The sequence below is a fragment of the Duganella sp. sic0402 genome (genome assembly GCF_019219065.1).
Lineage (GTDB): Bacteria > Pseudomonadota > Gammaproteobacteria > Burkholderiales > Burkholderiaceae_D > Rugamonas.
Genome location: NZ_JAHUWK010000010.1, coordinates 125,216 through 147,785, shown reverse-complemented (window position 1 = coordinate 147,785; position 22,570 = coordinate 125,216). Strand labels below are relative to the sequence as shown.

Annotated in this window: 17 protein-coding genes; 9 read left to right on the top strand and 8 right to left on the bottom strand. The window is 62.1% G+C overall.

Translation table 11 applies throughout. From position 1 onward, the window contains the following. The first annotated feature begins 87 nt into the window (after positions 1–87). Positions 88–795: a 7-cyano-7-deazaguanine synthase QueC gene (gene queC / locus KW842_RS21660; protein WP_218306202.1), complete on the top strand. Its 708-nt coding sequence runs from the start codon at positions 88–90 to the stop codon at positions 793–795. Further along, on the top strand, positions 796–3,822 hold the full coding sequence (locus tag KW842_RS21655) for a CHASE domain-containing protein (RefSeq protein ID WP_218306201.1): 3,027 nt from the start codon (positions 796–798) through the stop codon (positions 3,820–3,822). Positions 3,823–3,849: 27 nt separating this feature from the next. Here KW842_RS21655 and KW842_RS21650 read toward each other — a convergent pair whose 3' ends face one another. Together KW842_RS21650 and KW842_RS21645 are read right to left on the bottom strand one after the other, a co-directional pair. Continuing rightward, positions 3,850–4,242 (bottom strand): hypothetical protein, encoded by a 393-nt coding sequence (locus KW842_RS21650; protein ID WP_218306200.1) that lies wholly within the window; start codon positions 4,240–4,242, stop codon positions 3,850–3,852. Between the two features lie 524 nt (positions 4,243–4,766). Continuing rightward, positions 4,767–5,846, bottom strand: a complete 1,080-nt coding sequence (locus KW842_RS21645) for a porin (protein WP_218306199.1) — start codon at positions 5,844–5,846, stop codon at positions 4,767–4,769. An 80-nt stretch (positions 5,847–5,926) separates the two neighbouring features. On the opposite strand from KW842_RS21645, the gene KW842_RS21640 reads away from it, so the two are divergent. The 3 genes from KW842_RS21640 to KW842_RS21630 all read left to right on the top strand — a co-directional run bounded on the left by KW842_RS21640 (position 5,927) and on the right by KW842_RS21630 (position 9,116). Further along, positions 5,927–6,415 (top strand): hypothetical protein, encoded by a 489-nt coding sequence (locus KW842_RS21640; protein ID WP_218306198.1) that lies wholly within the window; start codon positions 5,927–5,929, stop codon positions 6,413–6,415. A gap of 88 nt (positions 6,416–6,503) precedes the next feature. Continuing rightward, a complete protein-coding gene (locus tag KW842_RS21635; RefSeq protein WP_218306197.1) occupies positions 6,504–8,447 on the top strand; it encodes a GAF domain-containing sensor histidine kinase in 1,944 nt (647 codons plus the stop codon). Positions 8,448–8,513: 66 nt separating this feature from the next. After that, positions 8,514–9,116: a hypothetical protein gene (locus KW842_RS21630; protein WP_218306196.1), complete on the top strand. Its 603-nt coding sequence runs from the start codon at positions 8,514–8,516 to the stop codon at positions 9,114–9,116. Here the strand turns inward: KW842_RS21630 and KW842_RS21625 are convergent, their stop codons facing one another. From KW842_RS21625 to KW842_RS21610, 4 genes are all read right to left on the bottom strand, one after another. Next, entirely contained in the window at positions 9,117–10,022 is a 906-nt protein-coding gene (locus KW842_RS21625) for an S-adenosyl-l-methionine hydroxide adenosyltransferase family protein (RefSeq protein WP_218306195.1), read from the bottom strand. It lies immediately after the preceding gene. A 13-nt stretch (positions 10,023–10,035) separates the two neighbouring features. Continuing rightward, a complete protein-coding gene (locus KW842_RS21620) occupies positions 10,036–12,486 on the bottom strand; it encodes a TonB-dependent siderophore receptor (RefSeq protein ID WP_218306194.1) in 2,451 nt (816 codons plus the stop codon). Positions 12,487–12,594: 108 nt separating this feature from the next. Next, positions 12,595–14,100, bottom strand: a complete 1,506-nt coding sequence (locus KW842_RS21615; RefSeq protein WP_218306193.1) for a response regulator — start codon at positions 14,098–14,100, stop codon at positions 12,595–12,597. 470 nt (positions 14,101–14,570) lie between these two features. Beyond that, positions 14,571–15,296: a LysR substrate-binding domain-containing protein gene (locus tag KW842_RS21610; protein WP_229223834.1), complete on the bottom strand. Its 726-nt coding sequence runs from the start codon at positions 15,294–15,296 to the stop codon at positions 14,571–14,573. Between the two features lie 162 nt (positions 15,297–15,458). Here KW842_RS21610 and KW842_RS27720 point away from each other — a divergent pair, with 162 nt between their 5' ends. Continuing rightward, positions 15,459–17,015, top strand: a complete 1,557-nt coding sequence (locus KW842_RS27720; RefSeq protein WP_218306192.1) for a methyl-accepting chemotaxis protein — start codon at positions 15,459–15,461, stop codon at positions 17,013–17,015. A gap of 7 nt (positions 17,016–17,022) precedes the next feature. On the opposite strand, the gene KW842_RS21600 is transcribed toward KW842_RS27720, so the two are convergent. Beyond that, positions 17,023–18,093, bottom strand: a complete 1,071-nt coding sequence (locus tag KW842_RS21600) for a sorbosone dehydrogenase family protein (protein WP_218306191.1) — start codon at positions 18,091–18,093, stop codon at positions 17,023–17,025. Positions 18,094–18,171: 78 nt separating this feature from the next. After that, positions 18,172–19,092, bottom strand: a complete 921-nt coding sequence (locus KW842_RS21595; protein WP_218306190.1) for a LysR family transcriptional regulator — start codon at positions 19,090–19,092, stop codon at positions 18,172–18,174. 77 nt (positions 19,093–19,169) lie between these two features. Between KW842_RS21595 and KW842_RS21590 the strand changes: the two genes are divergently transcribed. The 3 genes from KW842_RS21590 (at position 19,170) to KW842_RS21580 (ending at position 22,458) form a co-directional block, all read left to right on the top strand. Next, entirely contained in the window at positions 19,170–20,354 is a 1,185-nt protein-coding gene (locus tag KW842_RS21590; protein ID WP_218306189.1) for an MFS transporter, read from the top strand. Between the two features lie 179 nt (positions 20,355–20,533). Further along, the gene (locus KW842_RS21585) at positions 20,534–20,995 is read left to right on the top strand and encodes a nuclear transport factor 2 family protein (protein ID WP_218306188.1); all 462 of its coding nucleotides are present in this window, start codon (positions 20,534–20,536) and stop codon (positions 20,993–20,995) included. Continuing rightward, positions 20,992–22,458, top strand: coding sequence for a serine hydrolase domain-containing protein (locus KW842_RS21580; protein ID WP_218306187.1), 1,467 nt, complete (start codon positions 20,992–20,994; stop codon positions 22,456–22,458). The genes KW842_RS21585 and KW842_RS21580 overlap by 4 nt, the downstream gene beginning before the upstream one ends. The last annotated feature ends 112 nt before the right edge of the window (positions 22,459–22,570 follow it).

Genomic DNA, 22,570 nt, shown 5'->3' with positions numbered 1-22,570 from the left:
ACTCCATAAGGTGTACGCTAGTGAGTATGTTACCGGATTGCCCTGAAAGATGGCGTACCAATAATATTGCTTCATCTGGAAAGAACTATGCTGCCTACCGATACCGCCCTGGTCCTGTTTAGCGGAGGCCAGGACTCCACCACCTGCCTCGCCTGGGCGCTGAAAAATTACGCACGGGTCGAAACCATCGGTTTCGATTACGGCCAGCGCCACGCGGTCGAGCTGACGGTGCGCCCGCAGCTGCTGCAAAGCCTGCGCGCGCAATCCGCCGAGTGGAACGACAAGCTGGGCGAAGATCATATGATCGACCTGTCGCTGATCTCGGCCATCTCGCAAACCGCGATGACCCAGGATATCGCGATTGAAACCCAGGCCAACGGCCTGCCGAACACCTTTGTCCCCGGCCGCAACCTGCTGTTCATGACGGTGGCCGCCACGGTCGCGTACCGGCGCGGCCTGACGGTGCTGGTGGGCGGTATGTGTGAAACCGATTTCTCCGGCTATCCCGACTGCCGCGACGACACCATGAAAGCGCTGCAAGTGGCGCTCAATTTGGGCATGGATACCCGCATCAAGCTGGAAACGCCGCTGATGTGGCGCGACAAGAAGCAGACCTGGGAGCTGGCCGAGGAACTCGGCGGCCAGGCGCTGGTGGACCTGATCCGCAGCGGCACCCACACCTGCTACCTGGGCGAGCGCGGCGCGCTGCATGACTGGGGCTATGGCTGCGGCACTTGCCCGGCTTGCGACCTGCGCGCGCGCGGCTACCGCCAGTACGTGGGCGCCGAGGTGTAGATGCCCCACAGAGCCCAGGCACGGCCGCGCCGTCTGCTGCAGGATCTGCTCGCACCGGGCATTCTGCCAGTGCTGGTGCTGAGCGGTTGCCTGGGTGTCACCGCCATCCTGTGGCGCGGCGCCGTCATCGACGCCGAACAGGATGCGCAAGCGGACTTTGAGGGCCGCGTGCGCGAGCTGGTCAATAATCTTGACCAGCGCATGCAAACCTATGTGCAGGTGCTGTACGGTGTGCAGGGCTTGTTTGCCAGCTCGCAGCTGGTTGACCGCGAGGAATTCCGCACCTACCTCACTGGCCAGGATCTGAACCACCACTTCCCCGGCGTGCACGGCGTTGGCTACATTCAGCTTGTCGATGGGCGGCAGCGCGAGGCGCATGAAGCCGCCGTGCGGCGCGAAGGTTTTCCCGATTACCGCATCCAGCCCGAAGGCGCGCGTGCCTGGTACGCGCCCATCGTCTACCTGGAGCCGTTCAACGACAACAACCGCCGCGCGTTCGGCTACGACACGGCGTCCGAGTCGCACCGGCGCGTTGCACTGGAGCAGGCGCGCGATTCCGGCCAGCCGGCGATGAGCTCCCGAATCCGGCTGGTGCAGGAGGGCGGCGAGCCGCCGCAGGCCGGCTTCCTGGTGGTGCTGCCGCTGTATCGCCCTCTGCAGCAGACCGCCACGCTGGCGCAGCGCCGCGCCGCCATCAGCGGCTGGGTCTATGCGCCATTCCGCATCGGCGACCTGATGGCCGGGCTGGGCGGCCAGCGCGCCGCCGCGCTGGATGTGGAAATCTACGACGGCGACGCGGTCGATGCGGAAGCACTGATGCATGACAGCGTGCCGAACGCCGATGGCGAGCAGCGCAGCACGCGCCAGCAGATCAGCATCGCCAATCACCGCTGGACGCTGCGCATTTCGATGCCGCAGGGCGCAGCGCCGGAGCGCAGCGGCGACAAGGCACGGCAGATGGCGGCGTTCGGCGCGTCGCTCAGCGTGCTGCTGGGCGCGTTGACATGGCTGCTGGCGCGTGGCCGCGTGCGTGCGCGCGAAAGCCTGGCGCGCAGCCGCGCACTGACCATCGAGCTGAAAGAAGGCCAGACCCGGCTGATGGCCATGGCCGACAGCGCGCAGCGCAGCCAGTCCATGTTGCGCAGCATTCTCGATTCCACCATCGACGGCATCCTGGTGGATAACCTGCAAGGCTCGGTGCTGAATTCCAACCGCCGCTTCCGCGAATTGTGGAATGTGCCGGAGCAGCTGGACTGGCAGGCGGACGGCGCGGTGCTGATGACGCATATGTGCGCCCAGCTGCGCCATCCGGATTGCGGCCTGCGGCTGGAGCCGACGTCGCAGGAGGGCACGCCCGCGCCGACCAGCGAAGTACTGCAACTGAACGATGGACGGGTGATCGAAACCCACACGCGCGGCCTGCAGCTGGGCGCCGAGCCTGCGCGCCTGTGGTCCTTCCGTGACATCACTGAACGCACCCGCATCGAGCAGCGCGAGCAGACCCGCCGCCATGTGCTGGAGCTGTTGGCCACCGGCGCACCGCTGCAAACCATTCTGGAAAGCGTGGTGCTCGGCGTGGAGGCGGATAACGAAGATATGTTGTGCAGCATTCTGTTGCTGGACGAAAGCGGCGAGCATCTGCTGGTGGGCGCGGCGCCCAGCCTGCCGGCCTTCTTCAACGCGGCCATGCATGGCAAGTCGATCCACTCCGGCCTGGGCGCCTGCGGCCAGGCGGTGCTGACACGCGGCCGCGTGATTGTCGAAGACATCCGCAGCGCGCCGTCGTGGGCGGAGTACCGCGACCTGGCGCTGCAGGCGCAGCTTTGTTCGTGCTGGTCCGATCCGATTATCAGCACCAGCGGTGCGGTGCTGGGCACGTTTGCGATCTATCACCGCGAAGCACGCGTTCCCAGCCTGGCGAATATCGCGCTGATCGAACAGGGCGCGCGGCTGGCCGGGATTGCGATCGAACAGGCGCAGGCAGCGGCGGCGCTGCGTGCCGGCGAGGCGCGCTTCCGCAGCCTGTACGACCATGCGCCGGTGGCTTTATGGGAACAGGACTGGTCGGCGCTGCGCGGCGCGCTGGCCGAATTGGAACTGACCGGCGTAGACGACCTGGCCGCCTATCTGCAAGCCAATCCCAGCCAGCTGCGGCGGTTGGCGTCGCTGGTGCGTATTGTCGACGTGAATGCGGCGGCGTTGCAGCAGGTTGCCGCCAGCGGCAAGCAGGCCAGCGAGCTGACGCTGGCACAAAACTTCGACGCCAGCGCCATGCCAAATTTTGCGCGTGCGGTAGCGGCGCTGGCGCAGGGGCAGCACCTGTTTGCCTGCGAGGGCAGCTTTGAGCGGCTGGACGGCGTGGCGCGGCTGAACGAACTGACGCTGCTGGTGATGCCGGGCCATACGCACAGCCTGGATTTCGTCATTGTCTCGACGCTGGATATCACCGAACGCCGCCGCATGAACGACGAGCTGCGCGTGCTGGCCACCACTGACTTCCTCACCGGCCTGCCGAACCGGCGTGAGTTCATGGGGCGGCTGGCAGAAGAGGAAGGCCGGCTGCAGCGCGACATCGGCGCTAGCGCAGCGGTGCTGGTGCTGGATATCGACCACTTCAAACGCATCAACGATGAATACGGCCACGCGGCCGGCGACGCCGTGCTGCGCCAATTGGCCGACCTGATGCGCGACGGACAGCGCAAGATCGATGTGCTGGGCCGTATCGGTGGCGAAGAGTTTGCGGTACTGTTGCCGGGCACCGCGCTGGATGCGGCGGCGGTGTTTGCCGAGCGGCTGCGCGCACGGGTCGAGCAAATGCCGATGCGGCTGGATGATGGCGTCACGCTGAACATCACGGTCAGCATCGGCATCGCGGCGCTGGGCGGGAAAACTGGCGGGGGAGATCTGGCGCTGATCCGCGCTGACCAGGCGCTGTATTGCGCCAAGCGTGGCGGGCGTAACCGGGTGGAACTGATGGATGCGGAGGCGGATCGGCCGGGGCATCAGGTCCCGGCCGCTTCCGGTTGAAACTTTGCTGAGTAATCTACTGGCAACTTAGACGGCTTGTTCCGTCATCGCGCGTTGGCGTTGCTTGCGAGGGCGGCTGACGAACAGCCAGTACAGGCCGATCGGGATCAACAGCGGCAGCAGCAGGGGCGAGACGGCCGCTACCGCGACCACTGCGGCCAGCGCGACGCCGAATACCGCGAGGATGCCCAGGCTGGCGAACAGCACGCACAGGAACAGCGCTACGCAGACCATGATCACGCCGCCGAGCAACACACCGGCGCCGCCGAACATCAGCGCCAGGACCGCGCCGAATGGACCATCGATTTCATCGCCATCGATGTTGATGTGCATGCCGTCGCCAAAGAACGATTGGCAGACAGCAACCGCCAGCAGCAGGATGAAGGCGGCGAAGATCAGTTTTTTGGCTTTGGTGTTCATGGCGTTACCCCGTTTGTTGATGTTGTCATGCCGTTTGGCATGGTTGAACTGTACCGATGCCGGTCGCTAGCAGCCATCGGATTGCGACAGACCGGCAAATTTGCGGGATGGAACGCATGCCAGCGGCGACGAGCCGTGCCGCCGAGTCGGGTGGGTGGAAATTGGACCTTGATTTAAAGATATGGTGGTCTAAACTAATAATCTCACTTGCACCTGGAGGGCATGAACATGGCTTGGCTAGCAATGAGCGAAGGGCAATCGATCCCTTCTGCCCGGAAATGTACCAGGCGCCAGCGTAGCGCCCAGCGCCTGTCCGGCGGAGGCCCCAAAGGCCCGCCTTCGGCGCCGCCTACGATACCGCCTATCATCATCACGCCATTCAGCTACGAAATGCCGGCGCCGGCCATCGATCCCCGCGTCTCGCCGCCCAAGCCGCCCATCACCGAGCGGCCACCCTGCATAACTTGTTAATGCAGCAAAAAAAAGCCCGCATGTGTTGCGGGCTTTTCAATGTTTTCAGATGGTTAGAAATTGTGCCGTAGTCCCAGCACCAGGCCTTTGAGCATGGCGCCTGGTTGCGCGCCGAGTCCGTTGATGGCGAAGTCGACCACGCCGTTGCGCTGGTTGGCCAGGTGGGTGTAGTAGGCGTACACAGTGCTGCGCTTGGACAGGTTGTAGTCGTAGCCGGCGGTATAGTGGGTGGCGCCAGTGTCCGCGCCCTTGCGGGCGTAGCCGATGGTGGCGCCGTCGGCGGCGCTGCCGGTGCCGTCGCCCGCGTGGCCGATGCCCAGCTTGAATACGCCACGGCCGATCTGGTGGGTGACAGAGACATAGGCGTCATTGCGCTTCAGCGTGCCGCTGGCGGTTTCGTAGCGCAGCTGTTCGGCAACCACGCCGATGCGGGTGTCGCCGAAGCGGTAGGCCGCGCCCAGCTTGGCGGCGCTGTCGTTCAGGCCGGGGCCCTGGTATGCGTGATGGCGCTCGTAGGCGGCGCTGGCGTACCACGCGCCTTGTTCGTAGATCACGGCACCGGAACTTAGCGATGGCTTGGCGCCGTTGGCCGGACGCTCTTCGCTCGCGCCTTGCGCCAGGCGCAGTTGCAGGCCATTCCACACCGGGGTCCAGTAATGCACGCTGTTTTGCTGGCGGCGGTCGAAGGACGAGGTGTCGCTGGTGTTGCTGACCGACGCGCCGGCGCCATTGCCCATGATGCTCATATAGCCGGCGGTGGTCGGATAGTAGGGATCAAGGCCGGCCGTGGCGCCATTGTAGGGCGTGACCCAGTTGCCGGCGAACAGCGTGCCTGCATGGCCCTGGATGCCGATCCGGGTGTCGCGCGCCGCAGGGCTGCCTGCGCCGGTGTCCAGTGACAAGGTGCCTTCGATCTGGAAGATCAGCCTGGTGCCGCCGCCCAGATCCTCGCTGCCGTTAAAACCCAGTACCGAGCGGTTGTTGCTCAGGCGCGATACGCGTGCGCCGTCATTCTGCAGGTTTTCCAGCCCGGCGTTCAGGCGGCCGTAGATCTGGACGTTGCTTTGGGCGTGGGCGGCGCAGCAAGGGATAATGGCTGCGGTGGCGAGCAGGGCGGGGAAAATCTTGCGCATGGTTGCCGGGTTCCTATTGTTGTTACGGGGCGAGCCGCTTATTATTCCACCCCCACCTTTCTTTCGACACGACCATAAGTATGAGTAACGACTACCCCGATGCAGACGATGATGCCCCGGTGCAAGAAGATCGCCTGTGGCAAGGCAACGGCTGGACTGCGCGCGTGATCAAGAACGACGATGACGACGGCTGGGCGGTCGCCATGATCAAGGATGGCGAGCCGGAGCCGGCACTGGTCGGCCCGTGGACCATGGGCCGCGACAAGAAGAATCCCAAGCCGCTGGACGTCAACGCCTTCAACACCCTGGTCAAGACCGCCAATGAGGTGATCCGCCGCCACGAGCAGCAATTGCATGCGCAATTGCACAAGAATGTCACGGTCGGCATGGACGACGGTCCGGTCAAAGTCTGCCTGGATATCACGCCGGACGAGGACGATCCCTACGCCACGCTGAGCGCTTTCGACCAGTACGGCGAGGAACTGGCGCGCGTGCGCGTGGCGCCAACCTTCAAGCTGAGTGCCACCAGCGCCGCCAACTGGATCGAAAACGGCTACAAAAAGCCGTGAAATAAGACCTGGGCGGTTTCCCGCCGGGGCCTGACCTGCTAGTATTTCCTGTGCGCATGTATCGCATGCCGTCAACATAGGAAAATCGATGGAAAGTCGCCTCTCCCGGCTGGAAGCCGTTCAAACCGTGCTGCTCGAAATCGGGCAAAAATCCAGCAGCTGCACCGATATCAGTGAATTCCTGCAGGCCGTGCATGCGGCGCTGGGGCGCATCATGTACGCGGCTAACTTCTTTGTCGCGCTGAGCAATGAGGACGGCCCGCCCAATCTGGTGCGCTTTGTCTATTTTGTTGACGAAGTGGACGATCCGCCGAGCCGCGAGGAATTGTTCGAGCTGGTGCCGGGCGAGTCGCCGACCGAGGCGGTAATACGCGCGCGCGAAAGCATCGTCATGACGGCGGCCGAGCATATTTCCAAACGCGAGGACAATGCCGGCTTCGGCATCGGCACCATCGCCGAGCACTGGATGGGCAGCCCGCTGCTGGACCAGAACCACCAGGTGCTGGGCGCGGTGGTGATCCAGAGCTACGACAAGGAGCACACGTTCAGCGAGGAAGACCAGGCGCTGTTCAAGCTGATCTCCCATCACGTCTCCAGCGCGCTGCAAGGCTTGCAGAGCGTGGACCGGCTGGAGCGCGCGGTGCAGGAGCGCACGATCCAGATGCAGCACGAGGTGGCCGAGCGCCGCCGCGCCGAAAACATCCAGCGCGCGCTGTATGAGCTGGCCAATCTGTCGGCCACGGCCACCGGCGGCAGCCGGCTGAATATGCGGCTGCACCAGATCATCAGCGAACTGGTGCCGGCCAAGAATTTCCTGATGGCGCTGTACCACCCGGACACGCAGGAAGTCAGCATTCCCTATTTTGTCGATGAAAAAGACGAGCTGGCGCCGGTCAAGCGTTTCGACTACGGCGTCGGCATGTCCTCGTATATCTTGCAGCGCAAGCAGGCGATGCTGCTGGACCGGGCCGGCTTCCAGGCGCTGGTGGACAGCGGTGAGATGGAGCACCCGCTGGGCAATGTCGACATTTCCAGCTGGATGGGCGCGCCGATGCTGCTGGGCGACCACGCCTATGGCGTGATCATCGTGCAGAGCTACGACCAGCAGGTGCAATACACCCAGGCCGACCTGGAAATCCTGGCGTTCATGGCCAGCCACGTCGCGGTGGCAATCGCCCGCATGCAAGCCGACCGGCAAATCCGCCAGGCCAAGGAAACGCTGGAGCAGCAGAACGCCGCGCTGGAAAACGCGCTGACCTCGCTGAAAGATGCGCAAGGCGAACTGGTGAGGCAGGAGAAGCTGGCCTCGCTGGGCCGGCTGGTGGCCGGCGTGGCGCACGAAATCAACACCCCGCTGGGCATCTGCGTTACTGCCACCAGCCATTTGGTGGAAGAGCTAAAGCTGACCCGCGAAGACCTGGCCAACGGCACGCTGGACGAAGACGGCCTGAACCAGTTCTTCGAGATCATCGACCAGTCGCTGAAGATCATGACCACCAACACCCAGCGCGCGGCGGCGCTGGTGCGCAGCTTCAAGCAGGTGGCGGTGGATCAGTCGTCCGACGATATCCGCAGTTTCAATCTGCGCAAGTATCTTGATGAAGTGCTACTGTCGCTGCAGCCCAAGCTCAAGGGCAAGCCGATCCAGATCGAGATCAATTGCGATGAACATATCAATATGGCCAGCTTCCCCGGCGCGGTTTCGCAGATCGTCACCAATATGGTGGTCAATTCGCTGGTGCACGGTTTTGAAGAGGGCCAGCCGGGCAAGATCACCATCACCGGCAAGGTGGAAGGCGACAATGTGGAGTTCGACTACAGCGACGACGGCGTTGGCATGGACAGCGCCACGCTGGGACAGCTGTTCGACCCGTTTTTCACCACCAAGCGCGGTTCCGGCGGCAGCGGCCTGGGTGCGCACATCCTGTTCAACCTGGTGACCGGCGCCCTGGGGGGGACGGTGAAAGTGGTCAGCGCGCCGGGCATGGGGCTGCATTACAAGCTGCGTTTCCCCAAGGTCAAGCGGAAGTAGGGTTTAACGAAAGCGCCGCCTCAGTCGCCTGTAATGGATGACTAAGCCTACTAGCGGGACCACACCATGCTTTCCATATCGTCAACTTTATCTGCCGCCAGCAGCGACGCCTATCAGGATTTGCTGCAAAAACAGATGGAAACCGCCCGGAAAAATGCCGAGGTGGTTGATCGTCTGTCCAGTCGCGTCGACCGGGACCAGAAAGATGCCGCCCGCCAGCGCGTAGAAGAGATCAAGAAGCAAATTGAGGCGCTGCGCCGCATGTTGCTGCTGTTTGGCGGCAAGGATGCCAAATCGGTCTTGCAACAATTGAAAGCGTTGGCCAGCCAGCTGAAACAGGCTGCCGGCGTGCTGAAAACCTCGTCCGACGCCGGCGTGCCGGACGTGTCCGCCGTGCCGACCGACACCAATGTGCCGAATGCGGAAAACGAAACCTCGGATGAATATTCGGAAGGCCGCAACGCCTATGCGGAGCAGCAAGCTTCAGCCGACGCCGAAGCCGCCGCTGCGGCCACGGTGAATATTGGTCCGCAACTGCCCGCCAGCAAATTCGATCCGCAGCGCGCGGAAGATGAACGCAAGCTGGAAGCGACCACCGCTGCGCTCAAGTCCTTGCGTGCAACCGCTGAGCGCATGGTGAAACAGCAGGAGCTGGAAGCGCGCCGCTGATTACTTTTTCGCTTTGCTGACTTCCACTTCCCAATCCACGCCGGATTCGATCTTGTTTTTGGCCGCGTAGTTGCCCTGGTTAAGGGCGACTGCGACGTCGAGCAAGCTATTCAGATACACCACCGGCTTGCCCTTGGCCACGCCGCCAAAAGTGTGCTCATACGGCGCCACCACGGTGTTCACCAGCTTCTTGTTATGGAAGAAGCGCACCTGCACCAGATCATGCTCCTTGATGTTCAGCTGTTCAAACAGCGGCTTGGGGATGTTGGTCCAGACGTTGCCGTACTTGATATCCAATACCGGAATGATGCCACGCAGCTTGCCGTCGGTGAGGGCGGCTTTCTGGTAAGGGATCTTGATCACGGATTCGCTGGCCAGCACCGGACCTACCTGCTCATAGGTGATGGCGCCAGAGGCCAGGCGCGCACCGACGTAAGCATAGACATCGCGGCCATGGAAGGTGTAGGACTCGCCGGAGCCGGCGCGGCGGTTAATGCTCTCGTCGATCTCGCGCAGTTCGGCCACGCCATCGCGTTCGGCGATCAGTGTGAACTGGCCGTTGTCCGGGCCGACGAAGTAGCGGCCGGCCTTGGTCTTCAGTACCACCGACTTGCGCGCCGTGCCTACGCCCGGATCAATCACTGACACAAACACCGTGCCTTCCGGCCAGTAGTTCGCGGTCTGGAACAGGCGGTAGCCGCCGACCCAGATATCGTAGTCGGGAATATTGTGGGTCAGGTCGGCCACGGTCAGATTGGCGTCGACGCCATAGGCCACGCCGCGCATGGCGGAGACGGCGCCGTCGGAGGTGCCGAAGTCGGTTTGCAGCACCAGCGCGTTTTTGGCGGCGAAGGCCGGTGCGCTCAGTGCAGTGCTCAGGGCCAGGGCGATGATGAGTTTTTTCATGATGTCCTTAGTGTTAGAAGGTATAGCGTGCGCGTGCATAGAAGTATGCGCCATTCACGCCGATCGGATTGATGAAGTTGTAGGGCAGGGCGCCGCCATAGGTGGCGTTGTTGGTTTCGCGGACGCGCTGCGGATAGCGGTCGAGGATGTTGTCCGCGCCCAGCGACAGCGTCAGTTGTCTGGTCAGTTTGTATTGCGCCTCCAGGTCCAGCGTCCACACGGCGCCGAAGCGCTGCGCGTGCACACCATCGATGACTTCGGCGTCTTCGTCATACGAGAAATCCTTCAGCGGACCGAAGCGCGTGGCGCGCGCCAGCAAGCCCCATTGCGCCGCTTGCCAGTCCGCGCTCAGCACCAGCTTGTTCTTCGGCGAGGCATTGCGGATGCGGAACAGGCTGGTGTCGGTCAGCACCGTCAACTCGGGATCGATCTTGGCCAGCGCTGCCGAGCTTTGGTGCACGGCGTCGATGCGGGTCTTGTTCAGATTGAGCGCGGCGTTCAGATCCAGCTTGCCGCCAGCGAAGGACAGGTCGTGGTTCAGCACCGCGTCCAGGCCGGTGGTGGTGGTGTCCAGCAGGTTGGCCAGGTAGGCCACTGATTGAATATCGTTGCGGCCGATGCCGGCCAGATAAGCGGTAGCGGCGTCGCTTTGCAGATCGCTGGTGCGGGTGATGCGGTCCTTGATCTTGATGCGGTAGCCGTCCAGCGTGAAGCTGGTGTTGCGCGCCGGCTTCCACGCCAGGCCCAGCGACAGGTTGGTGGATTTTTCCGGCTTCAGGTCTTGTGCGCCGAATGCGCGCGCCAGTGCATCGCTGGCCGGCAGCAGCGAGGCGGTCTGCAAACCGCTGCCGTCGCTGTTGAAATTCAGTGTGGAGAAGCGGAAGCCGGTTTGCACCAGCGCTGGTGCGCGGAAGCTGTTCGACAAGGAAGCGCGCAGCAGGAACTGGTCGGTAAACTTGTAGCGCGCCGAGAGTTTGCCGGTGCTGGCGCTGCCGAAATCGCTGTAGTCCGAATACCGCGCGGCGGCGCCGACCAGCAGCTGTTTGGTGATGTCGCTTTCGATGTCGATGTAGACCGCGCTGATATTGCGGCTGCCATCAAACGCATCTTGTGGACGCAAACCAGGACCGGCTTGCGCGCCCGGCGGCGCATCGGTGATGGCGCCGGCGGCGTAGGAAGCGGCATCGCCCGGCGAACTGGTATAGGTTTCGCGGATGTATTCGGCACCGATGGCCAGGTTGACCGGCACGCCGAAGTTCAGTTCGCGCGTCAGGTCGGCGTTCACGGCGTTCTGGCGGTAATCGAAAGAGGCCAGGTGGAAGCTGGTCGGGCTTTGCGCGCCCAGCGAGGCGTTCAGCGAGTTGCTGACATCGTAGTCGAACTTGTTGCTGCCGTGGCGCGCACTGAGGTCCCAGTTCCAGCCGCCGCTGGCAATGCGCAGGCCTGCCACCACACTCAGATCAGTCGAGTCGCCATGCGTGACTGGACGATAACCGTTTGGATACACCGTCGTCACATTCGATGGATCGCCCGGATAGCGGAAGTAGGCGCTGCCGTCCGACTTGCGCTTGTTGGCGGTGGCGAAGGAGTAGGCATCGACGCCATCGCCCAGCGGCAGCAGCGCGTTATAGAAGGCGTAGTTGTTGTGCGATGGCGAATCGCCGGACTTGAACACCACCTTGCCGTCCAGCGCCTGGTCGGCTGGCGTGTAGTTCCACGAGGTCCAGCCGGCGTCGCTGAAGCCGGCGCGCTGGGTTGGATTGCGGCTGCGGCTTTCCGCGCCAAAGCGGAAGAAGCCGGCGTCACCCAGCGGCACGCCGTAGTCGGCGTTGACGATCTTGGTCTGGCCGTCGGTCTTGGTGTCGTTGCTTGGCTTGAAGTCGGTATGGTTGGCGCCGTAGCTGACCGAGGCCGAGCCGCCGGTGCGCTGCTGTTTCAGCACGATGTTGATCACGCCGGCCACCGCGTCGCTGCCGTATTGCGCACCAGCGCCGTCACGCAGGATTTCGATGTGGTCGATGGCACCGGGCGGAATGGCGTTGACATCCACCGGCACGGTGCCGGCGAAGCTGCTTTCCGTATCCAGCACCGAACTGGCGTGACGGCGTTTGCCGTTGATCAGCACCAGTACCTGATCCGGCGCCAGACCGCGCAGCTGCACGCCGCGTACTGAGTCTGAAGCACCGCTGGATTCAATGCGCGGAAAATTGATTGACGGCGCCAGCGCTTGCAGCGCCGCGCCCACTTCGCCGCTGGACAAGGCATTCTGCACTTCGCGCGCGCCGAAGCGGTCGATCGGCACGGCGGAATCGAACACGGTGCGGTTGCGGGCGCGCGAGCCCACCACCGTCACCTGGTCGATGGCGGCGGCGGTATCGCCTTGCGGGATGAGTTCCTGCGCTTGTGCCAGCGCAGCGGGCAGCGCGGCCAGCAGGAACAGTGGTGGGAGGACGTGTTTGTGCATCGTGATTTCCTTGCGTGGTCTGAGGAGGCAGACCACGATCTTACGAGCAAGGAAATCGACTTCCTACGAACAATTGCTAATATGCTTATGCAATGGCGCGCGCGGCGCTTAGTCAGGCAAGCGTTCGTTGATGGCTTGCGCTTTGTCGATGTTCTTGATCAGCAGGTCCACATACACCGGATCAAGGTGATGGCCGGAGACTTCGCGCAGATGCTCGATGACCTTCTCGATTGGCCAGGCTTCCTTGTAGCAGCGCTTGTGCATCAGCGCGTCGAACACGTCGGCCACGGCGACAATGCGCGCGTACAGGTGGATGTCCTCGCCCTTCAGGCCTTGTGGGTAGCCGCTGCCGTCGTATTTTTCGTGGTGCTGGTGGGCGATCACTGCGGCGGCCTTCAGGATCGGACGTTGCGAACCATCCAGGATCGACAGGCCGACGGTCGGGTGCTGCTTCATGATTTCCCATTCGGCGGCATCCAGTTTACCTGGCTTGAGCAGCACCGCATCCGGGGTGGCGATCTTGCCGATATCGTGCATCGGCGCGGCGTGGCGCAGCACCGCCACTTCATCGTCCGGCAGGCCCGCTTCCTGGGCCAGCAGGTAGCATACTTCCGACATGCGGCGTACGTGGTTGCCGGCTTCGTTGGAGCGCGATTCGACCACGTCGCCCAGGCGCAGAATCAGCTCGGCCTGGGTGTCGGTGATTTCCTGGTTCAGCAGGATGTTGTCGAAAGCGATGGCGACGCCGGAGCAGAATACTTCCAGCAGCTTGGTGTCGATTTCCGAAATTTCTTCCACGCCCTTGAGCACCAGCAGCGACGCCTTGCCGCTGGCGTTGGGGAAGTAGCCGATGTAGGTGTCGCCCTCAACGCGCGAGATCTTATTGCTCTTGGCGGCGTCCAGCTGGGCCAGCACTTCTGGCGTTAGCAGCGTGCCTTCGTCGTCGCCGATCTGCGCCAGGATTTCGTAATCATTAACGCTGGTGATGGCGGTGGCGCCGCGCAGGCGCAGCAGCATGCTGTGTTCCAGGCGCAGCAGCGCTACCACTTGCTGCAGCAAGCCGTTGGCGAAGTCTTTCAGGTTGCGCTGCTGGAAAATGTGGGCCGAGGCGGCGATCACTCGCTCCAGGCCTTCGCGGTAGTTCAGCTGGGCACGGCGGGCTTCCTCGACCTTCATGATGTCGCGGTAGGCGCGCAGCGCGGCAAAGGTGGTGGTGAACAGCTTGGTGCGGTCCAGCTCGGTTTTTTCCTTGTAATCGTTGATGTCGTAATTAACGATCACGCGTTCTTCCGGCGCCTGGCCAGGCTGGCCGGTGCGCAGCACGATGCGGGTGAACTGGTTGTCCAGGTCTTCGCGCATCCAGCGGGCGACTTCCAGGCCGCTGTCTTCCTTTTCCATCACCACGTCGAGGAACACCAGCGCGATATCGGATTCGCGCGCCAGTACTTCCTTGGCTTCGGCGCCGCTGTAGGCGTGTACGAAACTCAAGGCGCGGCCGTCGAGGCGGAAGCGGGTCAGGGTCAGCTTGGTGATGTCATGGATATCCGGTTCGTCGTCGACCAACAGGACTTTCCATGGCGCTAACTTGGGCGTGGCAGAAGACAGAAAAGACATATGAACAAGTTCCGCAAATTGTTTCAGCTGAATGACATCCGATTGTAGTCTTACACACAGCCATTAACAACAGGCAATAAAAACTCCCGTTGCTCTGCACAACACCTAGTATGGATTTATTGTACGCCGCCTTCAATGACGGCGGCGTTAGTCTTCTGTAACGCTTATGTATACGCACAACAATACTTCGTTTTTGGCAATATTGCTATTGCAAAATAAAGATATTTGTAAAATGTTGGACCTGTGCGTCGCTAGCCCGCATCGTTTAACAACGCATCCAGCTCAGTATTGTTTTGGCGCATGATTTCGGGCAGCTCGGCGGCAAGGAAGTCAATGAAGGCTTTGACCGCAGGAACCAGGCCGCGGCGCGACGGGAAGACGGCATGTATCTGATGGGCCGCGGCTTTGTAGCCCGGCAGTAAAGTGACCAGTTGGCCGGTCCGGAGGGCGTCACCGCACAAATTGGCCGGTCATACCGCTATGCCGGCGCCGCCTAATGCTGCAGCCAATATCATATGTATATCATTGCTAAATAAAGCGGGAATATAATCAATTTCAATTTCTTCGCCGCAAACTGAAAAGAGTTTCCAATGCGGCATATGCGTATTAGTTGCTTTGGGGCCCAGTCCTCTTTTCTTACTCAGCGATGCTGGTGAATCAAAAGGACCGTAAGCGCGAATAAATTCCGGGCTGGCGACTAATATTTGCTCGACATTGCCAAATGTCCGTACGACCAGATTGGAATCATCCATGACGCTGCGCGCCCGCAAGGCAACATCAAAGCCTTCTCCGATCACGTCGACCCGGCGATTCGACATTTCCAGTTCAAGTTTGACATTGGGATAAGCGCATAGAAATCGCGCCAGCAGCGGCATGATGAACACGTACGCCAAGCCGCTCGGCGCGCTGACGCGCAGACGTCCGGAAGGCAGTGTATGGGCTTGTTCCGCTACTTCCAGCGCCGCCCGCGCTGCGTTAGTCATGCGTTTGCACTGCGAGTAAAATGCCGCCCCGATATCGGTAACATGGACTGCCCTGGTGGAGCGTTGCAGCAGGCGCAGTCCGAGCCGCTGCTCAAGGCCGGCAACGCGGCGGCTGACGCGCGATTTTTGTGTGGCAAGGGCGCGCGCTGCGGCGGAAAAACTGCCGTGTTCTACAACAGCAGCGAATATTGCCAGGTCATTGAAGTCTTCCATTGAAACATAAGCTAATAATTTTCTCCATTTTATCCTTGTTATTGTTCTATAAATAGAACAATCTTATCTATTTTTACTACCTAGCGGATGCTGGAAGGAGAGGGTAGCCTTTGGCGGGCTTAAATTTATGTTTCCTTAAACCACAAAATTAATACTGATTCCATGTCCATTAAACAGCGCCTGCTACTGATTATTTTATTGATGTCGTTCCTGTTGCTTGGCCTCGGCGGGTATGGACTGGTGAATCTGCATCGCAGCAATCAAGCACTTAAAACGGTTTATGAAGACCGGGTGGTGGCGCTGGGCAAACTGGATGCCGCCGCGCGCAGCATGTTGCGGACGCAATGGTATTTGTCGCTGGCAGGAATACAGGATGCCGATCCCTCCACCCAGGCCGACGAACTGCTAGCAACGATGAAGCGTAGCACCGAGATGTGGCAGCAGTACACTGCGACCAAACTGACCGAGCAGGAGCAACAGCTGGTGCGCAAGACGCAGGCTGCTATCAATTCGCTCACGGCGGAGATTTACGAGCCGGGCGTCAACGCGGTACGCGCTGGTGATGCGGCGCGTATCAAGGCGCTGGCGGCGCGCTCCAAACAAGACTACGAGACGCTGCGTGTGCCGCTGAACGACTTGGTCAAGTTGCAGCTGGACGTCGCCGAACATGAATTTACCGAAGGCCAGCATCGCTACAACAATACCCTGTGGTTGTCGATCGCCGCAATGGTGATTGGCCTGAGCAGCACGGCGGTATTGGGTACATGGCTGATACGTTCGATCAGCGCACCGCTGAATTATGCGGTAGAGGTGGCACATGCGGTGGCGAAAGGTGATCTGACGCGCCGCATCGACGCTACCTCGCAGGACGAAGTCGGTCAATTGCTCGGCGCCTTGCGTGCGATGAACGAGGGCTTGCTGGGCATCGTAGCGAAAGTGCGCGGCGGTTCGGATCTGATCTCGACCGCATCGGGAGAAATCGCCACCGGTAATCTCGACCTGTCTTCACGCACCGAACAGCAGGCCAGTGCGCTGGAGGAGACCGCCAGTTCGCTTGAAGAGCTGACCTCGACGGTGAAGCAAAGCGCCGATAGCGCCAACCACGCCAGTGAGATGGCGGCGCGTGCGGCCAGCGCGGCCGCGCAGGGCGGCCAGGAAGTACAGAATGTGGTCGCGCACATGGGCAGCATCAAAGGCAGCTCGACCAAGATTGTCGAGATCATCGCGGTGATTGACGGTATCGCTTTTCAGACCAATATCCTGGCCCTGAACGCGGCAGTCGAGGCGGCCCGCGCGGGCGAGCAGGGACGCGGTTTTGCCGTGGTGGCCAGCGAGGTACGTACTTTGGCGCAGCGCAGCGCAGCCGCTGCCAAGGAAATCAAGGCCCTGATCACTGATTCGGTCGAGCGTATCAATGAAGGCAGCGCCTTGGTCGAAGGCGCCGGCAACACCATGCAGAATGTGGTGGCCTCAATCACCAATGTGCGCGATCTGATCGGCGAAATCTCTGCTGCCAGCCGTGAGCAAACGGTCGGCATCGAGCAGATCAATGAGGCTGTCATGCAGATGGATAGCGTGACACAGCAAAATGCGGCGCTGGTCGAACAGGCCGCCGCCGCGGCACAGTCGCTTGAAGAACAGGCAGCGACCTTGATGGTTACGGTGGGGACCTTCAAGTTGCCAGGCACTGCACCGCGCGCGCTGCGCCAGTTGACGTAGTAAGGCGTTACAGCACCGGCACGCTCAGCAGGCGATCGTCGCCGGTCTTGGGTGTGCCGCGGCCATCGGTGTTATTGGTCAGGACGTAGAGCCGGCCATCGGGCGCCGCCACCACATCGCGCAGGCGGCCATATTCGCGGACATAAAATTCGCTGGCCGTGCCGGTGGCCGACAGCGGCACCTTGCGCAGCCGCTCACCGCGCAGATTGGCGATGTAGAGATTGCCGCCGCTGATGGCGATGCCGCTCGGACTGGCGTCCGAGGTCGCCCATTGTTGCAGCGGATCGGTGTACTTGCTGTTGCCGGCCTTGCCTTCGACATCCGGCCAGCCGTAATTGGCGCCGGCCTTGATCTGGTTCAGCTCGTCCCAGGTATTCTGGCCGAATTCGGAGGCATACATGCTGCCGTCGCTGGCCCACGCCATGCCCTGCACATTGCGGTGGCCGTAGCTGTAGACATAGGAAGCGCTGAACGGATTATCGGATGGTACGCGGCCGTCCGGCGTCATGCGCAGGATCTTGCCGCCTAATGAACTCAGGCTTTGCGAACGGCTGGAGGTGCCGGCGTCGCCGGTGGATGCATACAGCATGCCGTCCGGCCCGAAGGCGAGGCGGCCGCCGTTGTGGTTGCTGCCGGAGGGAATGCCGCTCAGCAGCGTCTGCGCCGTGCCCAGCTGCACGCTGCTTCCCTGGCCTGTCAGCGGATAGCGTTGAATGCGGTTTTCAGCGCCGGCGGTGAAGTAGGCGTACAGATAGTTGTCGCGCACGGCGATGCCGAGCAGGCCGCCTTCACCACTGCCGTTGACGCCGGCGATGGTGGCGACCGGTGTCAGCGCGCCATTCACGCCAACCGCCAGGATGCGCGCCGTGCCGCGTTCGCTGACCAGCGGCGTGCTGCCGTAGAAAGCGATGGACCAGGGGATTTGCAGACCGGTCGCCAGCGAGGAAGGACCGCTGGTGGTTGGTGGTGTTACCGGCGGCTGGGTAGGCGGCTGGGTTGGATTGCTGCCGGAACCGGAACTTCCGCCGCAAGCTGCGATGCTGAATGCCGCCAGCGCGGCAAAGGTACTCTTCAACATGATAGTTCTCCCTGGAGGCTATATGTCTATTATCAGCCGCATGCGCGTGCCGCGCCGCACGGTAGAGCGCGCCGCGCTTCAGCGTGTCTTCAATGTCGGCCAGGCCGCTTCCGGCGCGCGCATGGCTTCGGCCAGGTAGTTCACCATCGAGGCGATCCTGGCTGAGACGGTCGAGTGCTGGTAGTAGACCGCGTGGATGGGCTTGAGTTTGTGTTGTACCAGCTGCGGCAGCACTTCGACCAGCCTTCCTTGTTCGACATCGACGGCGGTCATAAAGTCGGACATGCAGATAATCCCCATGCCCTGCAAGGCCAGCTGGCGCAGCGTCTCGCCGCTGGGCGAGGTCATGGTAGGCGCGATCTGCACCAGCTTGCCGTCGGGATGCAGCAAAGGCCATTGGTTCAGTATCTCCGGCTCGCTGAAACCGAGCAGCTCATGCCGCGGCAGGTCGCCCACTTCGTGCGGCACACCATACTGGCGCAGGTATGCCGGACTGGCCAGCAGACGGATGCGGGTGTGGCCGAGCAGGCGGCTGTAGAGTGTGGAGTCTTTCAGGTCGCCGATGCGGATTGCCAGATCGACACGCCGCTCCAGCAGGTCGATAAAGCCTTCGTTGCTGCTCAGGCTCAGCTCCACCTTGGGATGCAGCGTGCGATAGCCCGGCATCAGCGGCACCATCACATGCAGCATGAATGGTGTGACCGCATCCACCCGCAAAGGGCCGGCCAGCTGGCCGCGCCGCTCCATCATCCGGTCTTCGGCAATGCGGACCGATTCCACAATGTTGCGCGCGTCCTTGAGGAATTCACATCCCTCGTCAGTCAGGTCCATGCGGCGCGTGGTCCGGCGCAGCAGCGTGGTGTGCAGCTTCTCTTCCAGCCGGGCCAGCAGGCGGCTGATGGTCGAGACGGGCTGGCCCAGATGCTCCGCCGCCGCTGTCAGCGAGCCGGTATCGACCACCGCCAGAAATACCGTCAGTTCATCCAGTGCCAGCTTCATTTTTCCATTATTCGCAAAAGTATTTTGAGGATTATGGGCTTTATTTGGGAAATTGTGGGCCGCATAATGCTTCAACTATGAATAAACACACTCACTCCTCCGCGCTGCCACTGTTGGCCCTGGCAATTGGCGCATTCGGTATCGGCACCACGGAATTCGGGCCGATGGGCATGTTGTTGACGATCGCCCAAGGCGTCAACGTTGCTATTCCCACGGCGGGCCTGCTGGTTTCGGCCTACGCGATCGGCGTGACGATCGGTGCGCCGTTCATGACCTTGCTGCTGGCACGCTGGCCGCGCCGCAAGGCGCTGATTGCGCTGATGGCGATCTTCACCATCGGTAATCTGCTGTCGGCTATCGCGCCCGGCTACGCCAGCCTGATGGTGGCGCGCGTCATCACCAGCCTGACTCACGGTGCGTTCTTTGGCATCGGCTCAGTGGTGGCGGCCAGCCTGGTGCCGCGCGACAAGCAGGCCAGTGCCGTGGCCAGCATGTTCCTCGGCCTGACCATCGCCAACATCGGTGGTGTGCCGGCCGCGACCTGGCTCAGCGACAACCTGGGCTGGCGCGAGTCGTTCGGTGCGATCAGCGCGCTGGGTGTGCTGGCCATGGCGGCGCTGCTGATGTTCCTGCCGCAAGGCAGCGCAGGCGCCGCGCCAAATGTGCGCAAGGAATTGAAAGTGCTTTTGCGCCCGGTGGTGCTGCAAGCCTTGCTGACCACGGTGCTGGCCTCGGGCGCGACCTTCGCGCTGTACACCTACATCAATCCGGCGCTGAAAACCTTCACCAACGCTACGCCTGGTTTTATCACAGCGATGCTGGCGCTGATCGGCATCGGTTTCACGATTGGCAATTCGCTCGGCGGCAAACTGGCCGACCGTTCGATCGACAAGACGCTGATCGGCTTCCTGCTGCTGGAAACGGTGACCATGCTTGCCTTCCCGTGGCTGGCACAGACGCAGGCCGGCGCTGCCGTTGGACTGCTGGTGTGGGGCATCGCCGCCTTCGCGCTGGTGCCGCCGGTGCAGATGCGGGTGATGCGCGCTGCGACCGAAGCGCCGGGCCTGGCCTCGTCGGTCAATATCGGCGCGTTCAATCTGGGCAACGCGATCGGCGCGGCGGCAGGTGCAATGGTACTCAGCGCCAACCTTGGTTACGCCGCCGTGATGTATGCCGGCGCTGCGCTGACGGTGCTGGCGTTGTTGCTGGTGCTTTGGGGGGCGAGAACGCAAAATTCAGTGACGGCTGGCGTTTTGCAATGATGTAAACAGAGACCATCCTGGCGCCGGAAGCGCAGAAACTCAACCCCGGAGTACTGACTGCGTGATTGCTTTCTAGCCATTTGAATATGCATTCTGGGCCGGATTTGTTGCGGTTTATCGCAAACCGGTTCAGTTTGCGCGTGAACATCCTATTGTTAGGCTTTTTGGGATGAAAACGCATGAAGACACGCTTTGCCCACTTCCTGTCCGCCGGATTGGCCGGCGCTGCGCTGGTTTGCGCCGCTGCGGCACACGCTGCGCCTGACGAGGCCCAACTGGCCGCGCTGGTGCAGCGCCACGCGCAGGCGCAAAACAGTTTTGACCAGGCGGCGCTGAAGGCCGTCACCACTGAGGACTATGTCGAGATCTCGCCGCTGGGCGAAGTCGACAGCCGTGAAAAAATGCTGTCGTTCTATGCGCCGGAGCAGAAGCGGCCCGCGCCGCAGCTGCAGCTGGATGAAACCGTGGTGCGCCAGTCCGGCGATACGGCGCTGATTTCGGCGCGGCTGTCGTACACCATCAATCAGGATGGCGCAGCGCGTAGCTTCGCGCTGCGTGCTGGCTATGTCGCCCGGCTGGTCAATCAGCAATGGCTGCTGGTCTCGGCGCAATACACCGGCATCCGGCCGGCGAAAAAATGACGGTGCGTAAATTGATGGCCGGCGCAGGCGCGGCCTGTATCGCCCTCATCGCCATGTGCGCCAGCGCCCAGGCCAGCACCGTCACGCTGGACCAACTGGTGCGTGGCTACGCTGAACAGCGTGACTTCAGCGGTGTGGTGCTGGTCGCGCGCGATGGCAAGCCGTTGTACCAGGCTGCGTTCGGCGTGGCGCAGCCGGGATGGACAACACCGCTGGAGAGCGATGCGGTGTTCCGCATCGGTTCGCTCAGCAAGCCGATGACGGCGACCCTGGTGATGCGGCTGGCGGAGTTAGGCCGCATCGACCTGGATCAGACCGTCGGCTTTTATCTGCCGGCGCTGTACGCGGAGACCGAGGCCGGGCGCATCACGCTGCGGCAATTGCTGTCGCATACCTCCGGCCTGGCTGACGTGGCGCCGCGCTATACCGATCCATTCTGGACCAGCGCCGCGCGCCGTTCCTACACGCCAACCGAATTTGCCCGCGAGTGGATACCGGGCAAGCTGGCCGGCAAGCCGGGCGTCTGGCGCTATAACAACAATGGCTATTTCCTCCTCGGCATGATCATCGAGGCAGCCACCGGCAACAGCTATGCCGACAATCTGCGGCAGCATATCCTGCAACCGGCGGGCATGCGCGACAGCGGCGTTTTCGACGGCCGCAGCATCCTGCCCAAGCTTGCGTTGGCTACAGCGCCGGCCGATGATGGCGGCCGCCAGCTGCCGCCGTATATCGACGCGTCTGTTTCCTATGCCGCAGCTGGCGTGTATGGGAGCGCGCAGGACTTGCTGCGCTTCGACACGGCGCTGGCCGATGGCCGCCTGCTCAGCCAGGCGGCGCAGCGCGAGATGTTCATGGATCGCGGCAATCAATATGGCTACGGCTGGGGGGTCGAGGACTGGACGGTGCAGGGCGGTCCGGCGCGGCCGGTGGTGACGCATACCGGCAGCATCCCCGGCTATCAGAGCATACTGGTGCGCTCCGTGTCGGATCGGGTGACCATCATCATTCTCAACAATGCCTGGCAGGGAGCGGTGGTGGTGGGCATGGCGCGCGATATTGCCGACCAGTTGCACGGCAAGCCGGTGGCGCTGCCAAAACGCAGCCTGGCTGATGCGTTGACGCCGATTCTGTACCACCAGGGACTCGACGCCATGCGCGCCGAATACACAAGGCTGCGCGCCAGTGAACCGGAAAATTATGATGTCAGTGAAAAGGCCTTGAACGCGTTCGGCTACGGCCTGTTGCGCAAGCAGAAAATCGAGGCGGCGGTGCAGGTGATGCGCTGGAACGCCGCAGCTTATCCAGCCAGCCCGAATGTCCACGACAGCCTGGCCGAGACCTTGCTGGCGGCGGGCGACGTCGAAGGCGCGCGCGCCGGCTACACCAGGGTGCTGGCGCTCGATCCGGGCAACCGCCATGCGGCGGCGGAACTGCAGAAACTGCGGCCGGCCAACCCCTAGGGCTGTTTACTTTTTCTTGGACGCCTTGTCGCTATAAGGACCCATTCGAAGTTGCAAGCGCTGATGCGTTCTGCTTCAGGCTTGCCGCTCAATTCGGCGATGGAGGCGGCGT

Coding starts and splice junctions, on each gene's coding strand:
- queC (WP_218306202.1), top strand. CDS start 88: ATGCTGCCTACCGATACCGCCCTGGTCCTGTTTAGCGGAGGCCAGGAC.
- KW842_RS21655 (WP_218306201.1), top strand. CDS start 796: ATGCCCCACAGAGCCCAGGCACGGCCGCGCCGTCTGCTGCAGGATCTG.
- KW842_RS21650 (WP_218306200.1), bottom strand. CDS start 4,242: ATGAACACCAAAGCCAAAAAACTGATCTTCGCCGCCTTCATCCTGCTG.
- KW842_RS21645 (WP_218306199.1), bottom strand. CDS start 5,846: ATGCGCAAGATTTTCCCCGCCCTGCTCGCCACCGCAGCCATTATCCCT.
- KW842_RS21640 (WP_218306198.1), top strand. CDS start 5,927: ATGAGTAACGACTACCCCGATGCAGACGATGATGCCCCGGTGCAAGAA.
- KW842_RS21635 (WP_218306197.1), top strand. CDS start 6,504: ATGGAAAGTCGCCTCTCCCGGCTGGAAGCCGTTCAAACCGTGCTGCTC.
- KW842_RS21630 (WP_218306196.1), top strand. CDS start 8,514: ATGCTTTCCATATCGTCAACTTTATCTGCCGCCAGCAGCGACGCCTAT.
- KW842_RS21625 (WP_218306195.1), bottom strand. CDS start 10,022: ATGAAAAAACTCATCATCGCCCTGGCCCTGAGCACTGCACTGAGCGCA.
- KW842_RS21620 (WP_218306194.1), bottom strand. CDS start 12,486: ATGCACAAACACGTCCTCCCACCACTGTTCCTGCTGGCCGCGCTGCCC.
- KW842_RS21615 (WP_218306193.1), bottom strand. CDS start 14,100: ATGTCTTTTCTGTCTTCTGCCACGCCCAAGTTAGCGCCATGGAAAGTC.
- KW842_RS21610 (WP_229223834.1), bottom strand. CDS start 15,296: ATGGAAGACTTCAATGACCTGGCAATATTCGCTGCTGTTGTAGAACAC.
- KW842_RS27720 (WP_218306192.1), top strand. CDS start 15,459: ATGTCCATTAAACAGCGCCTGCTACTGATTATTTTATTGATGTCGTTC.
- KW842_RS21600 (WP_218306191.1), bottom strand. CDS start 18,093: ATGTTGAAGAGTACCTTTGCCGCGCTGGCGGCATTCAGCATCGCAGCT.
- KW842_RS21595 (WP_218306190.1), bottom strand. CDS start 19,092: ATGAAGCTGGCACTGGATGAACTGACGGTATTTCTGGCGGTGGTCGAT.
- KW842_RS21590 (WP_218306189.1), top strand. CDS start 19,170: ATGAATAAACACACTCACTCCTCCGCGCTGCCACTGTTGGCCCTGGCA.
- KW842_RS21585 (WP_218306188.1), top strand. CDS start 20,534: ATGAAGACACGCTTTGCCCACTTCCTGTCCGCCGGATTGGCCGGCGCT.
- KW842_RS21580 (WP_218306187.1), top strand. CDS start 20,992: ATGACGGTGCGTAAATTGATGGCCGGCGCAGGCGCGGCCTGTATCGCC.